The 17092-nt window shown below is 59.7% G+C and carries 14 protein-coding genes and 1 tRNA gene; 10 read left to right on the forward strand and 5 right to left on the reverse strand.

From position 1 onward, the window contains the following. Positions 1–57 precede the first annotated feature (57 nt). Genes ACO079_RS11605 through ACO079_RS11620 form a run of 4 tightly spaced genes read left to right on the forward strand, consistent with a single transcriptional unit; the run spans position 58 to position 4451 of the window. Positions 58–1938, forward strand: a complete 1881-nt coding sequence (locus ACO079_RS11605; RefSeq protein ID WP_421790216.1) for a TonB-dependent receptor plug domain-containing protein — start codon at positions 58–60, stop codon at positions 1936–1938. Further along, positions 1877–2728: an ABC transporter substrate-binding protein gene (locus ACO079_RS11610; RefSeq protein ID WP_421790218.1), complete on the forward strand. Its 852-nt coding sequence runs from the start codon at positions 1877–1879 to the stop codon at positions 2726–2728. Before ACO079_RS11605 ends, ACO079_RS11610 begins: the two co-directional genes overlap by 62 nt. 8 nt (positions 2729–2736) lie before the next feature. After that, entirely contained in the window at positions 2737–3693 is a 957-nt protein-coding gene (locus tag ACO079_RS11615; RefSeq protein WP_421790220.1) for a FecCD family ABC transporter permease, read from the forward strand. Continuing rightward, entirely contained in the window at positions 3690–4451 is a 762-nt protein-coding gene (locus ACO079_RS11620) for an ABC transporter ATP-binding protein (protein ID WP_421790222.1), read from the forward strand. The genes ACO079_RS11615 and ACO079_RS11620 overlap by 4 nt, the downstream gene beginning before the upstream one ends. On the opposite strand, the gene ACO079_RS11625 is transcribed toward ACO079_RS11620, so the two are convergent. Together ACO079_RS11625 and ACO079_RS11630 are read right to left on the reverse strand one after the other, a co-directional pair. Continuing rightward, a complete protein-coding gene (locus tag ACO079_RS11625; protein ID WP_421790224.1) occupies positions 4448–5533 on the reverse strand; it encodes a P-loop NTPase in 1086 nt (361 codons plus the stop codon). The genes ACO079_RS11620 and ACO079_RS11625 overlap by 4 nt on opposite strands. A 103-nt stretch (positions 5534–5636) precedes the next feature. Then, positions 5637–5711, reverse strand: a tRNA-Val gene (locus ACO079_RS11630). Positions 5712–5986: 275 nt separating this feature from the next. Between ACO079_RS11630 and ACO079_RS11635 the strand changes: the two genes are divergently transcribed. Both ACO079_RS11635 and ACO079_RS11640 read left to right on the forward strand, forming a co-directional pair. Further along, complete coding sequence (locus ACO079_RS11635; protein ID WP_421790226.1) at positions 5987–9133, forward strand: TonB-dependent receptor domain-containing protein; 3147 nt, start codon at positions 5987–5989, stop codon at positions 9131–9133. 146 nt (positions 9134–9279) lie between these two features. After that, positions 9280–11271 (forward strand): alpha/beta hydrolase family protein, encoded by a 1992-nt coding sequence (locus ACO079_RS11640; RefSeq protein WP_421790228.1) that lies wholly within the window; start codon positions 9280–9282, stop codon positions 11269–11271. Positions 11272–11348: 77 nt separating this feature from the next. On the opposite strand, the gene cpdR is transcribed toward ACO079_RS11640, so the two are convergent. After that, positions 11349–11714: a cell cycle two-component system response regulator CpdR gene (cpdR, locus tag ACO079_RS11645; RefSeq protein WP_421790230.1), complete on the reverse strand. Its 366-nt coding sequence runs from the start codon at positions 11712–11714 to the stop codon at positions 11349–11351. Between the two features lie 117 nt (positions 11715–11831). On the opposite strand from cpdR, the gene ACO079_RS11650 reads away from it, so the two are divergent. The 3 genes from ACO079_RS11650 to ACO079_RS11660 all read left to right on the forward strand — a co-directional run bounded on the left by ACO079_RS11650 (position 11832) and on the right by ACO079_RS11660 (position 14067). Beyond that, positions 11832–12725, forward strand: a complete 894-nt coding sequence (locus tag ACO079_RS11650; RefSeq protein WP_421790232.1) for an N-formylglutamate amidohydrolase — start codon at positions 11832–11834, stop codon at positions 12723–12725. A 117-nt stretch (positions 12726–12842) separates the two neighbouring features. Then, entirely contained in the window at positions 12843–13235 is a 393-nt protein-coding gene (locus ACO079_RS11655; RefSeq protein WP_421790234.1) for a helix-turn-helix domain-containing protein, read from the forward strand. A gap of 43 nt (positions 13236–13278) precedes the next feature. Further along, positions 13279–14067: an inositol monophosphatase family protein gene (locus ACO079_RS11660; RefSeq protein WP_421790236.1), complete on the forward strand. Its 789-nt coding sequence runs from the start codon at positions 13279–13281 to the stop codon at positions 14065–14067. Here the strand turns inward: ACO079_RS11660 and ACO079_RS11665 are convergent. Continuing rightward, the gene (locus ACO079_RS11665; RefSeq protein ID WP_421790238.1) at positions 14064–15011 is read right to left on the reverse strand and encodes a class I SAM-dependent methyltransferase; all 948 of its coding nucleotides are present in this window, start codon (positions 15009–15011) and stop codon (positions 14064–14066) included. The two genes, ACO079_RS11660 and ACO079_RS11665, sit on opposite strands and share 4 nt — an antisense overlap. A gap of 228 nt (positions 15012–15239) precedes the next feature. On the opposite strand from ACO079_RS11665, the gene ACO079_RS11670 reads away from it, so the two are divergent. Beyond that, on the forward strand, positions 15240–15713 hold the full coding sequence (locus ACO079_RS11670; protein WP_421790239.1) for an Hsp20 family protein: 474 nt from the start codon (positions 15240–15242) through the stop codon (positions 15711–15713). A gap of 70 nt (positions 15714–15783) precedes the next feature. Here the strand turns inward: ACO079_RS11670 and ACO079_RS11675 are convergent, their stop codons facing one another. Then, positions 15784–17085 (reverse strand): pentapeptide repeat-containing protein, encoded by a 1302-nt coding sequence (locus tag ACO079_RS11675; protein WP_421790241.1) that lies wholly within the window; start codon positions 17083–17085, stop codon positions 15784–15786. Positions 17086–17092: the final 7 nt, after the last annotated feature.

Genomic DNA, 17092 nt, shown 5'->3' on the forward strand with positions numbered 1-17092 from the left:
CAGCGACTCCTTTGAAACCCGGCCGGGTCTGCGCCCGGCCAAATGGAGTTGTGAAATATGTTCAGGAAATATCGTCTCTGGGGAAGTTGCGCGCTCATTGCGTTGCTCCCTTCGGCTGCTCTGGCCCAAGAGGCCGTTGAAACCGAAGAGACGATAATCGTCATCGGCGGCCGTATCCCTGTCCCGGAATCCGATCTCACCTCAGCCGTCACCCTCGTCAACGAAGACGACATCGAATTGCGCGGCACGTTTAGCCTGACGGACACGCTGCGCGCCGTTCCAGGCGTCGCCGTGTCCCGCCAAGGCGGACGTGGAAATCTCACCGATTTGCGGGTGAGGGGATCAGAAACCAATCATGTGCTGGTTCTGATCGACGGAATTGAAGCATCGGTGCCGATGACCGGTGGGTATGATTTTGCGCATGCGCCGGGTTTTGGCGTGGAGAGCGTGGAAGTGCTGCGCGGTGAGCAATCTGCGCTCTGGGGTTCGGATGCCATTGGCGGCGTCATCAATATTCAATCGACCGGTGCGTCCGGTCGGGAAACCCGCCAGATTCAGGTCGAGGGCGGCTCTTTCGGTACCTGGCAGGCCGGGGCACGCTTCGCTGATGAACACGGCCGCCTTTCGAGCGGTATCAGCGCCTCCCGGCTGCAGACAGACGGCATTGATGTTTCCGGCCTGGGTGGAGAAGAAGATGGTTATCAGCGCTTTTCAGCCAGTTTAACGGGCCGCTTTTCATTGGGAGAAAACGAGTCAATTCAATGGACTGGGCGTTTCGCTGATTTTGAAAGCGAATTTGATTCCGATTCTGATTTCGACGGGCGGTTGGACGACAATAATCGTGTCAGCAATGGCCAGCAGCTGGCCGCGGGCGTACGAGTTGAACTTTATCGCGGCGGCTTTGGCCATGCGCTGGCGCTCAATCACACGACCGACCGGTTGGAAAATTACGCCGATGCCGCCTTTTCCAGCGAAACCGAAGCCCAGCGCTTACAGGCCTTCTATCAACCCACGCTGAGCTGGCAGACGGGGGCATTCGCCCATCAGCTGAGCGGGTTGGTCGAGTTCGAACGCGAGACGTTTGACAGCTTCGCCGGGGCCGGCGCCGGGTCAAACCAGTCACAGGCGATCGATAACACCGCCGCAGCCTTTGATTATCGCCTGTCGCGGGGTCCTGCCCGGATTTCAGCCTCCGTCCGTCAGAACTGGAATGACCGGTTTGAGGATGCCGCAACCTGGCGCATCGGCGGGGCGTACCTGTTCGAAGGCATTGATGGCCGCGCGCGCGCCAGTTTTGGCGAAGGCATCAAGAATCCCGGCGTGTTTGAACTTTTCGGCTTCTTCCCGAATTTCTTTGCCGGCAATCCGAACCTTCAGCCGGAACGCTCGCGCGGTTGGGAGATCGGTTGGGACCAGAGCTTCGGAGACACGGCCCGTCTGTCCGTGACGTGGTTTGAGTCCGAACTGAAAGACGAGATTTTCACTGATTTCAGTGTTTTTCCTTCCACTGCGCGTAATCGCTCCACCCCGTCGGACCGGTCTGGCTTCGAGTTGGAAGGCGAGGTGCATCTGACGCCTCACCTCACGCTCGCAGCCTCTGCCAGCTTTATCGACTCCGAGGAAAACGGTCAGCCAGAGATCCGCAGGCCTGAGATGCTAGGAAGCGTATCGCTCAACTGGCGATCAGCGAACAACCGGTTTGCGGCCGGGATTGCCGCTGATCATACCGGTGAACAACGCGACACGGATTTCGGCACGTTCACGCAGGTGACGCTTCCGGCCTACACCCTTGTGTCGGCGCGTTTCGGCTGGCAGGTGACAGACGATGTTCAGCTGTTTGTCCGGAGCACCAATCTCACTGACGAGGAGACCACTGATGTCTTCGGTTATGCATCTGAAGGCCGGGCTGTGTTTGTGGGTGTGCGTTTCGGCCGTTAGTGCCGCGCAGTCTCCCACACGCATTGCTTCAGCAGATTTGTGTGCGGATGCCTATGTCTTCGCGCTGGCCGAGGCCGAGCATGTGCGTGCGGTGTCCTGGCAGGCCGGACAAACGGTATCCAGCGCTCCTGAGTGGGCGCTGGAATTACCGCGCGCCAGCGGGGATGCGGAGCGCCTGATCGGTTTGGGGGCTGACCTTATTGTTTTCGGGCCTGCCGGAGCTGGCGATGCGGCGAGCCTGCTCGACCGGGCGGGTCTGGCTCACCTGTCCCTGCAATGGGGCGAAACCCTCCATAGCGTGACGGGCAATCTGACCCTGCTTGGTGAGGCGTTAGGGCGTGAAGCGGACGTGCAAAACCGGATCGAGACTCTCGAAAACCGCCGGGACGCCCTGTCGGCGAGAGCAGAAGCGCGAGGCATGTCACCCTCCGTCTTCTATCTCAGCGTTACTGGCGGGGCTGCCGGCGCCGGTACCCTTGTGGATGAAGCGATCCGGCTGGCAGGCGGCCGGAATGCGGCCACAGATGCGGGAGGGGAGGGTTGGCTGCCCGCGAATGCCGAATGGGCGTTCCGCGTGAATCCGGATTTAATTGTGACCAGCTACTTCGTCGACGGTTATGCCACGCGCTCCAATATCGGCGCGCGCCACGCCGCTTTTCAGCGCCTCCTGGAGGGCCGCCCGCGTATTGATGTTCCCGCATCCGCCTGGTCCTGTGCAGGTCCGGCGCTTATGGATGCGGCCGAGCAAATCGCCGATGCGCTCGATCAGATTGCGGGGCCGAACGGATGAGGCCGGTTGTGCTCCTCGTTCTCCTGGTGGCGGTGCTTCTGTCCGCTGTGCTCAATCTTGTCGCCGGCGGATTTCCCCTGGCCAGCTGGCTCGCGGGCGATGAGGCGGCGGGATTGATTCTGATGGAGCTCCGCTTTCCCCGAATGGGGCTCGGATTTCTAGTGGGCGCAGCCCTCGGGCTTTCGGGCGCGGCCTTGCAGGGATATTTCCGAAACCCGCTGGCCGATCCCGGCGTTGTGGGGGTGACCGCAAGTGCGGGCTTTGGCGCCGTCGCCACGCTATATTTCGGGCTGTCCGCACTGGCGGTCTGGGTGCTGCCCATCGCAGCCATGGCCGGCGCGGCGCTAGGTGCGTTCGCCTTGCTTTTGATCGCTGGCCGCGGGGCCAATGCGACGACCCTGATCCTGTCGGGCGTTGCCGTTGGCGCGCTGGCCAATTCACTTGTCGCTCTGGCGATGAATTTCTCGTCCAACCCCTGGGCTTTGTCTGAAATTGCCTATTGGCTGATGGGATCGCTGCGCAATACCAGCTGGACGGAGGTTCAGTTCGCGTTGCCAATGGTTGTGATCGGCGGGTTGATCCTTTTGACCACGCGGCCCGCACTGGATGCGCTGGCCATGGGCGAAGAAGGCGCCCGCGCGGTTGGCGTGAGTTTGCGCAGTGTTCAAATTCGGTTGGTCGCGGGGACCGCTCTGGCGGTCGGCGCCAGTGCAGCTGTGGCAGGTGCGATCGGGTTTGTCGGCCTCGTCGTGCCTCATATTTTAAGGCGTTATGTGCGCTATCAGCCGTCGCAATTGCTTTTCCCGTCTGCGCTTGGCGGCGGTGCGCTCTTGATGCTGGCAGATGCAATGACCCGGATCGTGTCCGGAGACGGTGTCCCGCTTTATCTGGGCGTTATGACTGCGCTGATTGGTGTGCCCTTCTTTTTCCATCTGATCCGCACTAGCGCGAGACTGGCCCCATGAGCGCGCATTTCCGTCTTGAAGAGATTGTCTGCCGGTATGGCGAACGGGAGGTGCTCTCGGTTCCCGCGCTGGAGATAAAAGCCGGAAAACTGACCGCAATTGTCGGGCCGAATGGTGCTGGCAAGTCCACACTGATCCGGACTCTTGCAGGATTGCTGATACCAGCATCTGGCGAGGTTTATCTTGAAGGTGTCTCCCTGGACCGGTTCGCGGATCGTGAACGCGCCCGGCGGATTGCCTATTTGCCAGCGGATTCGCGGATGGCCTGGCCGATGCTGGCTCAGTGCATTGTCGAGCTCGGCCGTCATCCCTTCCTGAAACCGCTGAGCGAATTGACAAAGGCCGATGAAGACGCGGTGCGCGACGCGATGGATCGCACCGGAACCGCCGCGCTGTCCCATCGGCCTTTCGATCAGCTATCTTCGGGGGAGAAAGCCCGCATCCTGCTGGCCCGCGCGCTCGCGACACAGGCGGACGCCCTTTTGCTGGATGAACCCGGGGCGGCGCTCGACCCGCGTCACCAGCTGGCGGTGATGGAGATGCTGGTCGCCGAGGCCAAGGCGGGGCGATGCGTCGTTTTTGCCGGGCACAGCCTGGAACTGGTTCATCGGTTTGCGGACCGGGTTTTGGTCTTGGAGGACGGTAAGACCGTCGCGGATGGAACTGCCGAGCAGGCGCTCAGCCCAGAAACCCTCAAAGACGTATTCGGATTGTCGGCGCCCGACGGTATCCAGTCTCAGCGCTGGGACCTGGCCTAGGCCGAGAAGGTGATTTTCGGTGCCGGCTTGCGCGCTTCGCCAGCCGATTCCAGCACGGCTGAAGCGGTGTTGGCAAAAGCATCCGCCACCGGCCCTTTGTCGAAGGCCACCGGTTTGCCGGTATCGGACCGTTCCCGCAATTCCATGGTCAGCGGAATCTCGCCCAGGAAAGGCACGCCAATGGCGGCGGCTTCCTCGCGCGCACCGCCATGACCGAAGATCTCGCTCGGCTCGCCGCAATGCGGGCATAAAAAGACGCTCATATTCTCGACGATGCCGAGGATGGGTGTATGCGTCTTTTCAAACATGGCCATCGCCTTGCGGGCATCATCCAGAGCCAGGTCTTGTGGGGTGCAAGCGATCACCGCTCCATCCAGAGATACGGTCTGGGCAATGGCCAGCTGCGCATCCCCGGTGCCGGGCGGCATGTCGATGATTAACACATCCGGATTGCCCCAGGCGGTGTCGTTCAGGAATTGCTGGATTGCGCCCTGGACCATCGGCCCGCGCCAGACGACGGGTTGATCCGGCTTCGTCAGAAAGCCCATGGAAACAATTTTCGCACCATGCGCTCCAGCTGGTTCGATCCCGTCTTCGTTTTTGCGTAGGCCCTGAACTTCGCGCAGCCCGAACAGGCGCGGAATGGACGGACCATAAATATCGGCATCCAGAACACCGACACTCATGCCCGCCTTGATCATGGCCGCCGCGAGATTCGCCGCGACCGTGGATTTGCCTACCCCGCCCTTGCCAGCGGCAACAGCAATAATCAGCCCTGCCGCGCGCTTGGCGGCCGGGGACTCTGCCGCTTTGGCGGGTTGAGGCGCAGCGGGAGGTGGGCTGCTGCTTTCACGCTGCAGCGTCGTGATGACCCGGACGCGTTCAACACCGTCGAGCTTGGCCGCTTCCGATTCGATCCTGGCCTTAAGCTTTGCCGGGTCCGAGCCTTGTGTGACTTTCAGGACAATTGTGGCAATGCCTTTGTCGATCACGGCCCCGTCCAGCCGATCGGCATCGTCCAGTCCCTTGCCGGTTTCGGGATCCGGAATGGTATTCAGGCAGGCCAACAAGGCGTCCGACATGAGCGCGGCTCCATTTGGTTCAGCCCTGTAGATAGAAGCCACGACGCCGCAACGGAAGCCGTCGACGGTAACAAGTTACGAAGCCATTGATAAAATGAGGAAATGGTGGGCGCGGCTGGGATTGAACCAGCGACCCCTACGATGTCAACGTAGTGCTCTCCCGCTGAGCTACGCGCCCGTCCATCTAAGGGACGCGAGTGATTAGCGCCGGGACACGCAGAGCGCAAGCCGGAGCTGCACGCCAGCTGAAAAAGACCGGCGCTCGCGGCGTGTATGACTTTTATGCAACATTCGGGGCTGAAATGCGGCGAAGATGGGGCGCGTGCTTTACGTGACGGGGGTGGGCCGCGATAGTGCGCTCAGGAAAGTATCGTCTTTCCGGCTGTGTGCGCATGTCCAACTGCCGTCGGTAGCGGGAGATGCATTTTGAAAAAGTCATGAAGGGGTATGACAGTGAGCAGTTTCTGGGATCGCGAGCGTCTTCTGCGCTCCACCATTCTGGCAGGTTTCGCTGCGGCGGGCCTGACCGTAACGCCGGCATTCGCTCAGGATGCCGTCGATGAAGACGAAGAAACAGAAGAAGCTGAAGAAGACGAGGACCTGATCATTGTGACGGGTTCGCGGATTCAGCGTTCTGAATTCTCGTCCATTTCGCCAATTCAAACGGTCTCGGGTGAACAGGCCCGCGAAGTCGGTCTTGTGAATGCCGCAGAAATTCTGCTGGCGCAGTCACAGTCGACGGGTACGCAGATCGACCAGTCATTCATCGGCTTCGTGCTCGATAACGGACCGGGTTCTGTCCAGGTCAACCTCCGTGGTCTGAACCCGGAGCGGACGCTGGTTCTCGTCAATGGTCGCCGGATGTCGCCGGCGGGTATCGGCGGTGCGCCGACCACGCCCGACCTCACGGTTATTCCGGGCATCATCGTTGACCGCTTCGACCTTCTGCTCGACGGCGCGTCTTCGGTCTACGGTTCTGACGCCGTGGCCGGCGTGGCGAACGTCATCCTCCGCAGCGACTTCGAAGGGTTTGAGTTCCAGTACCGCCGTGAACAGCCGGACGGCTTCGGTACGGAAAACAGCTATTCGGGCGCTTGGGGTATCAACTCCGACCGTGGTTTCGCTGGTTTTGCCTTCGAATACACCACGCGTGAGCGGATCCAGTATCAGGATCGCCCGTTCACCGCACGGTGTCAGCGTAACTTCGAAGTCCAGGCTGATGGCCGCATCCTGAGCCAGGACGTCACGGCTCTGCCGGGCATGGGTCTGAACTTCGGTGATTGTACCCTGTCGCTGATCAACCGGATGTCCATTCTGGGCTTTGGTTCGGTCTATTGGACGCCGGGTCAAACCAACATCAACAATGTTCCGGGCCTGATCACCTATCCGGTGGGCGACCCGCGTGCGCACGGTATCCCGGGCTGGTCTGAAAGCTCGCGTGGCGGCCAGGTGGCCGACCGTGACGGCGATGGCCTGGCGGATTTCGACTTCTACGATCCGTTCTGGAACTACAACGCCTCGCAAGCTGCGCGTGAAGCGGACTTCATTCCGGAAGCCCAGACCTACAATATCTACACCTATGGTGAGCACGATATTGATTGGGGTTCCAACACGGCGGTTTACTATGAAGCGCTGTTTGCCAACCGTCAGTCTTACATCCGGTCGCAAACACCGTTCTTCTTCCCGGTCGTGCCGGGTGCCAACCCGTTCAACCCGTGTAACAGCACGGTGCAGGACGGCGATGTCGGTGTGAACTGTGTGATCAACTTCGGTGCCAACCTTGGTGACATCAACGCGCAGCCGATCTTGCGTGTGCGTGGTGACCGGGACGAGCAATCGACCGATCTGGACCAGTTCCGCTTCGTCGGCGGTGTCCGCGGTGACCTGCCGCTCTTCCGCGGCTGGGATTATGACATTGGCGGTTCTTACGCCCGTTCACGCGGCTTCCAGAGCTTCCAGGGTATTCACGAGCAGCGTCTGGCTGAATCGCTGAACACCACGGTCTACAACCCGGTAACCAACACCTATTCGTGTGGCGCTCCGTATTCCACGGGCGTGACCTGTGTGCCGGTTAACCTGTTCAACCCGCAGCTCTATCAAGAAGGCGGCGGTTACCTGCAGGCGGATGAGGCAGCCTACCTGTTCTCGCCGGCCACCAACATGACGGTTGTCGAGCAGACCATGGTCACCGGTATCTTCACCGGCGGTCTGGGCACCATGTTCGGCATGGAAGTTCCGCTCATCTTCGGTTTCGAGTGGCGTGAAGATGCCCTCGAGTCCAACGCTGATGATGTCCGCGCCCGCGGCCTGATCCAGCACCGGGCTTCCGACCGCGGCGCAACGGGCCGCCGCCATCTGTGGGAATACTTCTTCGAGACCGAGCTGACGCCGATTTCCGGCCGCCGCTTCGCCGAAGAACTGACCTTCAACCTGTCGGGCCGTTTCACGGATGAAAGCAATTATGGTTCGGACTTCACCTACTCGGTGAAAGGTGTCTACCGTCCGAATGATTGGCTGTCCTTCCGTGGTTCCTACGGTACGTCCTATCGTGCGCCGAACGCCCGGGAGCAATTCCTGGCTGGTGCAACGGGCTTCGTCACCGTCGCTGACCCCTGTATCGTTCCGAACAGCATGCGTCAGACCGACCCGAACGACCCGACCCGTGAAATCATCGATCCGACCCAACCGGATCCGCGGACCCAGATCACGCTCGACAACTGTCGTGCCGCTGGCCTGGACCCGCTGTCCCTGGGTCTTCAGCCGAACGGCCGGACATCTCTGGGTGTCTCGACCGAGCAGCTGACCGGTGGTGCCGCAGGCTCGCTGAACCCGGAAACCTCGATCTCGCAAACCTTCGGGATTGTGACCGAGCAGCCCTGGTTCGACTCCTTCGACCTGCGCTTCGCCGCGACCTATTTCGATATCGTGGTCTCTGACTCGATCGAAGAGCCGTCTTCGGCCTTCATCATCAACGACTGCTATAACGACAACCCGGGTCTGTCTTCCGGCTTCTGTAACCGGATTACACGGAACGCTCAGGGCTTCATCTCGCTGGTTGATGCATCCTTCATCAACATCGGTACGATCACGGCCAAGGGTGCCGACTTCAACATGGTCTTCCAGGATGACTGGTCGATCTTTGGAGCCGCCTTCGGTGTGACGCTCGATGTGCGGGCCACGCGCCTGAACGAGCAGATTTTCAACGTGCTCGGCGCGATTGATGACAATGCTGGCGAAACCGAAGCTCCGAACTGGACCGGTAACCTGCGGGCCTCTGTGGACCGCAATGACTGGCGCTTCTCCTGGTTCACCCGCTACATCGGCGGTGGCGAAGAGAACAATCCGGGTTCGAACGGCGTAACCTGTAACACCAACGACTGTACGCCGGTCTTCTACACGCCGGAGTACTATGTCCATAACGCGTCCATTACCTGGACGCCGAATGACTGGATCATCAATGTCGGTCTGGAAAACGTGTTCGACGAAGAGCCTCCGCTGGTTGACCCGGCCGGTGTCTTCTCGATCCGGAACTTCCCACTGGGTGTTGGTTACGACATCCCGGGCCGCCGTTGGTTCGTGGGCGTCACCAAGCGCTTCTAATCCAGCGAACGCATACGCATAAGGAAGGCGGCGGCTCCACACGGAGCCGCCGTTTTTCATTCAAAGCGCAGTTTTTGCGCTTTTTGCCTTTGATCTTCGCAGAATAATTCTTCTACACTCCAATCAGGATCGGATGGAGACAAACGATGAATCGTGTTCTATCGCTTGCCGCTGCAGCGTCTCTGACGGCGGCTTCCGGCGCTTTCGCACAGGGCGAAGTCGTGCCGCTCGAATATTTTGCCACATTCTCGGCGATTGATCAGGTTGCGCTATCTCCGGATGGCGAAAACATTGCAATGCGGCGCCTGACTGCGCGTGACGGCGACTACATTATTGAGGTCCGCTCGACCGACGATTTGACCGGCGACCCAATCCGCCTCGGCGCGGAGCGCATGCAGATAGAAAGCGTGCAATGGGTGTCGCCCGAATACCTTCGTATCCGCTTCCGGCAACAGGTCCGCGATTCAATCGAGGGCGTGAACCAAGGCGTCTACGAATTCAAACAGGCCATCGTTCACTACACCGGCGAGGGCGGTTTCCGCGAACTGGACGACGATGTTCAGGTCGTCCGGTTCAACCGTGCTGATCCCGACAACATCATTATCCGGACCTCCGGCCGGAACTATAACGACAACACAGAAGGCCGGGCCTTCTCCGAAATGTTCACCCCGGACTTCTATCGCTACAATGTCCGGACCGGCCGGCAGACCCGTATTCTTCGCGCTAGCCAGCGTTTCGGCAATTATGTGCTCGACCAGGAAGGCAATCCGCGTTTTGCAGAGGAGTTGAACCGCGGCGATCAGACTGTGACGTATTTCTGGAGACCCGATCCGGACGAGTCTGACTGGCAGGAAGTGCTGACCTGGTCTCTGACCGAATATGATGTTTACGGCGAAGAGGGTGTCTCGGTCGTCGGTTTTGATCCGGATGACCAAAGCCGCGCATACGCAATAGCTTATAATGGCCACGATACCCGCGGGGCCTACATTCTCGATCTCGACACAGGCGAATTCGTCAGGGAAATTTACCGGCATGATCAGGTCGATCTGCTCGGCGCTATTTTCGAACCGGATCGGGACCGCGAACCGGAGCTTGCGGGATTCATCTTCTATGCAGATGGCGAATTCCAGCGTGCATTCATCAATCGCCGCGCGGCTGAAATTCAGGGCATGGTCGATGCGGCCTTCCCCGACACCAATAATCAGGTGTCCTGCGTCAATGATTGCGCTCAAATGACGGTGTTTGCTCAGTCAGAGCAGGAACCCGGCGTCTATTATTACATCGAAAACGGTCAGCCCACAGTTATTGGGCGGCAGTACCCGCAATTGCTGGACGCCGCATTCGGTGAAGAGCAGTATTTTGAATATACGGCCCGCGACGGGCTGGTCATCCCGTCACTGCTAACCTTGCCGCCCTTTGGCGAAGCGCCGTACCCGCTGGTTGTCGTGCCTCATGGTGGGCCATGGTCAGCCGATCTCCGCTCCTATGATGAATGGGTCACTGTTTTGACCAATCGCGGATATGCGGTCATGCAGCCTCAATTCCGTGGAACCACGGGCTATGGTTTGCGTCATTGGCTGCTCAGCTGGGGCCAGTGGGGTATCACCATGCAGGACGACAAGGACGATGGCGCCCGGTATCTGGTTGAACAAGGCATTGCCGATCCCAACAGGATTGCCATGTTCGGTTGGAGTTATGGCGGCTATGCGGCCTTTGCGGCCGCTGTGCGACAACCGCCAGCCTATAATTGTGCGATTGCCGGCGCAGGCGTATCCAACATTGATATCATCCAGCGAGACTTTGGAGGATCGCCGATCCGGCGCGAGCTGATTGAGGATGGCTATCAGGGCATGTCTCCGAACGAGTTTGCCGAAGACATTCGGATGCCCCTCTTGATTATCCACCCTGAGAACGATCAGCGCGTGCCGATCTATCAGAGTGAGTTCATGGTTCGGGCACTTGAACGCAATCGGGTTCCGCACAGATTCGTGCGGCTCCCCGATGCGGATCACTTTGGCATCACCTTGAATTTCGACAATCAGCTGACACTCTTTACCGAGCTGACCAGCTTCCTTGCGAATGAGTGCGGGATGCCGACTGATCAAAACCCGCCACGGCAGGGTTCCGGTCCAAACTAGGAGTGGCATAATAACTCTTACAAGAAAGGCCCGCTCGGTTGAGCGGGCCTTTTGCTTGACTGCGGTTTGCTGAACCGTCAGGCCGCCATCACTCGGTCAACCTCATCGACCAACTCACGCAAATGGAAAGGCTTGGACAGCACTTTGGCATTTGTTGGCGCGCTGGAGCCCGGATTGAGCGCAACGGCCGCAAATCCGGTGATAAACATGATCTTGACCGAAGGCGTCAGCTCGGCGGCGCGGCGCGCCAGCTCGATGCCGTCAATGCCCGGCATGACAATATCGGTCAGCAACAAGTCAAAACCGTCCTTATTGGCTTCGAAAACCGACAGGCCTTCATCGCCGTCTGAACACGCAACCACTTCGTGCCCGGCGCGCTTCAGCGCCTTGGCAAGAAAATCGCGCATCGACCCATCATCTTCCGCAAGCAGAATTTTTGCCATTGTTGAACTCTCCACCCGACCTGTTCAGCACATGTCTCTAGCCCATTAAGGTAAAATTCCGCTGAACGCCGCCGCAATCGCTTGACCCGATTCACCTCGCTGGAACACACTGCACTCATGACGCGGAAGACAGCGCATAAACCCCTGCCCATGGATACGCATCCAGCGGTAATTGCGCGGATCGAAACCCCGGTGCATGTCCGGCGGCCAGAAAGCCGCCGTTCACCGCTCGTGCTGGCCTCCCCGCATAGCGGCCGCACCTATCCGCCGGATCTGATATCCCAGACCGTGATTCCGCTCGAATTGCTGCGGCGGTCGGAAGATGCCTATGTGGATATCCTGATTTCCGGCGCTAGCGAGATCGGGCTGACCACGGTGACCGCAGCTTTCCCGCGCGTCTTCATCGACCCGAACCGCTCTACGCGGGAGCTCGACCCCGCCCTGTTTGCCGACTTCACGTCGCCGGACGGTGCAATGACCGCCCATGTGCAGGCCGGTCTCGGCATTATCCCGCGCATCTCTGCAAATGGCCGCGATCTTTATCCCGACCCATTACCGCTTGCCGAAGGACGGCGGCGAATCGCAGACTTCTACCGGCCTTATCACGGCGCTCTGGATATCGAACTCAAGGCCGCGCGCGATATTCACGGCCTGGCCATCTTGCTGGATTTCCATTCCATGCCCGCCGCAGCGGCTGCCGGCGCAGACATTGTGCTGGGCGACCGGTATGGCGAGGCGTGCGCGCCGGAGATTATCAACGAGGTTGAACACCGCTTCGAGCAAGCCGGGCTGCGCGTGCGCCGCAACCGGCCCTATGCCGGCGGCTATACGACGTCCTTTTACGGGAAACCGGCCCAGCATCGCCATGCCCTCCAGATCGAGATCAATCGCGGTCTTTATCTGGATGAGGACCGGGTGACCCGTTCCGGGACATTTGACCAGTTAAAGTCGGTTCTGGAAGGCGTCTTGCAACAGCTCGCCGATGCTGACTGGGCATCATCAAATCAATAAATCACTGAAATAACGGCGTAAAAAGTGCCAAATAGGGTCCGGCACGGGCTTTGCTCTCCTCTCAGGCGAACGCGCAGTTTGCGCTATTCGAGCAAAGCAGGGATCGGAGCCGGGAAGATGACGAACGAGATCGATTTTCACATTGGCAAGAGGCTGCGCCGCCGCCGCCGCCTTTTGGGCATGACGCAACAACAGCTGGCGGAATCCGTCGGGATTCGCTTCCAGCAGATTCAGAAATACGAGTGTGGCGCTAATCGTGTCAGCGCCAGCCGGCTGTTCGAGCTCTCTCGATCGCTCGATGTGCCTGCGCAGTATTTCTATGACGGTCTGGTACCGGATGATGAAGAGGCTGGCGAAAATGAAGACGCTATGGCGGCCGACATCCTGTCGCAAAAAGAAACCATGGATCTGGTCCGGGCCTATTATCGGCTGGGTGAACGGCCCCGCAAGCGGCTGCTGGAACTCGCAAAGTCGTTAGAACCCTCAGAGCCAGCCAACGACGCCGCCTGACCTGCAGGCTGACAAGTGCGGCCCGGCCTGATAACCGGACGATATGACCGCACGTGATTTAAACTCTGATCTGGCTTTTGCGCACCGGTTGGCTGATGCCGCCGGTGCCGCCATTTTACCGCACTTTCGCAACCTTCAGACCGTGGCCAATAAGGCTACGGAAGGCTTCGACCCTGTTACTATTGCTGACAAGGCCGCCGAAACAGCGATCCGTGAGTTGATCGACATTGAGCGGCCCGAGGATGGTATCCGTGGCGAAGAGTTTCCGGAAAAAACCAGTCAGACGGGCTGGTCATGGACGCTCGATCCGATTGATGGCACCCGCGGATTTATCGCCGGCACCCCGACCTGGTGCGTGCTGATCGCCCTCGCATTTGAGGGCAAGCCGGTGCTTGGCCTGATTGATCAACCCCATACCGGCGAGCGGTTTTCCGGTCTGGGCGCCGAGGGTTTTTTGCGAACGCGCGCCGGACGCAACCCGCTGGCGGCTTCGTCGATTGCAACGCTTGCCGACGCCATTCTGGCGACAACCGACCCTTATCTCTTTGAAAAGGATCAGGCGGAAGCCTTCGCACGTGTCAGACGGGGTGCCCGCCTGACCCGCTATGGCATGGATGCCTATGCTTATGGCCTGCTGGCGGCCGGTGGCGTAGATGTTGTGGTTGAATCCGGTCTCGATCTACATGATCTCCATGCCCTGATCCCCGTTGTGAAAGCCTCCGGCGGCGTGATCTCGGACTGGAAGGGCGGTGAGGATTTCAGGAGCGGAAACCTGCTGGCGGCTGCGACCCCGGCCTTACAGGCCGAGGTCCTGGCATTATTAGAGGCCTAGCCGCCGTCAGACGGGACCGGGCTGGTTTCCGGTTTGCGGAACAGCAAGGTCATCCGATCGCTCTCGCCAATGGCTTCGTAGGGCGCAGAATCAAAGCCCTCTTCATCCCAGCCATTTCCGACGGGTTGAAGGGTCCAGACCCCGTTAGGGTGGTCGGCTGTGTCCGCAGGGTTGGCATTGACCTCGCTGCTTCCGACCAATTCAAATCCGGCTTCTTCCGCCAGGGCGATCACATAGGCCTGTTGCACATAGCCGCTCATCGCGCGCGGATCCTGTTCGCGCGTATCGGGCAGGCGGTGTTGTACCACGCCCAGATGTCCGCCGGGTGCCAGCACCTCGAAGAAATCGGTAAAGGCGCGCTCGGCATAGCCGCCCCGCATCCAGCCATGCGTGTTGCGGAACGTCAGGACAAAATCTGCTGATCCCGGCGCGCCCATATCGCTGCTCTCCGGGGTGAATTCACCCATAACGATGTTGCCAAACACATCATTGTTCAAAAAGCGCTCTTCGAAATTTGCCCGGGAAATACGGCGAAACTCACTGGAGGAATCCGCGTCAAAATGAGCGGCCACATATGTGCCGCCATTCGCTGAGATCCAGGGCGCCAGAATTTCGGCATACCAGCCGCCACCCGGCGAAATCTCGATCACAGTTGAGCTTGGATCCACTCCGAAGAACTCAAGCGTTCCTTCAGGATTCCGGAAACCGTCCCGTGCGGCGTTTTCACCGCGCCAGTCACCGGCGATGGCCCAGGCCAGCGTACCGGTGTCCGGTCCCGCTACTGCGGCCTCCATTCCGGAGGTTTCACTGTCTGCGTCACCCGCTGTTTCCGTCGCCAGATCGGCCACATCCTCATCGGCAGACGCCTCCGATTCGGTTGTTGAATTGCCGCATGCCGCGAGCGCGAGACTGGCAAGTCCGGTCAGCCAGATTGATTTCTTCATAAAACCCTCTCCCGTTTGGGCTCGATATAGGATGTGACGGCTAAACATCCAGCCACCCCCTTGCAAGCAAATTGGTCGCTTCCTAACTGGTATTTTGCAGGCCGCCACAACGGGGCCTGTGCGTATGGCAAAACCGGCCGCAATGGCGGTTCCAGGCCCGCGCAATCCGATCCGGCCTCAGGCTTTGGCCGGTGACACAACTTGTCGCTTCTGAAGGAGGATAAGACTATGAGAAGCCTTGATTATTCCCCGCTTTACCGGTCCATAGTCGGTTTTGACCGCCTGGCCAATATGATTGATTCGGCCTCGAAGACCGATCCGTCCGCGGGATTTCCGCCCTATAATATCGAACAGCTTGGCGAGCATGATTACCGCATCGAACTGGCCGTAGCGGGCTTTGGCGATGAGGACCTGACGGTAGAGGTTCAGGAGAACGTATTGACGATTTCTGGCCGCAAGGACACCCGGTCCGAGGACGAAACGCCAAACTATCTCTATCGCGGCATTGCCGAGCGCGCCTTCGAGCGCCGCTTCCATCTGGCTGACCACGTCGTGGTCGATAATGCAGAGCTGAGAAACGGCCTGCTGGCGGTGACGCTGCGGCGTGAAATTCCGGAAAGCGCCAAGCCGCGCCGGATCGACATTGCGAATGGCGGCCCGGCCCGCAAGGTAATTGAAGGCAAAAAGTCGAAAGCGGCTTAAGCCTCATGAACCGAAATTCGAGTACACAGCACGAGCGCGCGCCTTTCCCTTCAGGCGCGCGCTTTTGTGTTCAGGCGGCATCCATATCGATGGCGCCTCTGGCATCTTCAACGTCATCAAGAAAAGAGTCGCCCAGCCGTGCGCCGGTAAAGCAAGAGCCAGTAAACAGGCCATGTCGGACATCGGCCCCGAACAGTGTCGAATAGGAAAAGTCAGCGCCGGTCCCCTTTAGATGGCGCAGATCCGCCCCGGTGAGATCACTGTAGCGGACTTTCGCGGCCGCCAGCGAGGCCGGCAGCAGGCGGTCACCTTCGAGCAGGAGAGGGCCCAGCTTGCAGTCGCGTAAATCGGCATTGTTCAGCTTGGCACCGGTCAGATCCGCACCACGTAAATCCGCGCCGCGCAGGCCAGCCATTCGCAAATCCGCGCGTTCCAGTTTCGCACCCTGCAACTGCGCGCCTTCAAGATCCAGCCCGTAGAGCGTGGCCCCACGGGCATGGAAAGCCGTCAGCGTTTTTCCGGCCAACGATTTCAGCGGCCGCAGATCGGTCTCGTCAAACGAAGACGGCTTGCCTTCCTTGCCACCGGTCGCGCACCATTTCATGTGATCAGCAATCATGTCCTCAACCGGCCGGTCCAGCTCACGCATATTTTTGCCGATGGGGTCGTCGGTCAGCGCACCGGTCCGGTCACAATTGTCCAGACGTGCCATGGTCAACGTCGTATCGATCAACACCGTGTCGGTCATATCCGCATCGGTCAGATCGGCACCGGACAAGTCCGCGCCTTCCAGATTGGCACCTGAAAAGCAGGCAGAACGGAGATTGGCGCGCACCATGCGCGCACCCAGCATAACGGCGTCGGTAAAATCAGCCTTCTGGGCTGTGGATCCCGACATCTTGGACCGGGAAAGGTTGGCGCCCTGAAAATTCGCCATGGTCATTTCGCCTGGTCTCGTCTGATGCTTCAGCACTGACAGACCACGGTCGCGATCAACCTGGGCGATCATGCCCTCACGCAGATCGGTTTCAGACAGGTCCGCACCCTGCAGATTGGCCCCGCGCAGGGCCGCACCCCGCATATCAGCACGACGCATGGACGCCCCGGCAAGGTTGGCGCGGCGCAGATCAGCGCCATACAGGCTGGCAGAGTTGAAAACCGTGCCGGAAAGGTCGGTCCCCACCAAAGTCGATCCGGTCAAATCCGCGTCTGATAGATCGCGGTTAGAGAGATCCAGCCCGTCAAGAACACAATAAGTCATGGAGGCGCGGGCGCCGCCGGGCTTGCCGCTCCACAACAGCTCGTGCCGGCGGCAGATCTCGTCGACCTGCGCCTGGTCAAGCGTGCGGTATTGAACTCCCGGGCCGGACATGGCGAAT

The sequence above is a fragment of the Hyphobacterium sp. genome (genome assembly GCF_965228115.1).
Lineage (GTDB): Bacteria > Pseudomonadota > Alphaproteobacteria > Caulobacterales > Maricaulaceae > Hyphobacterium.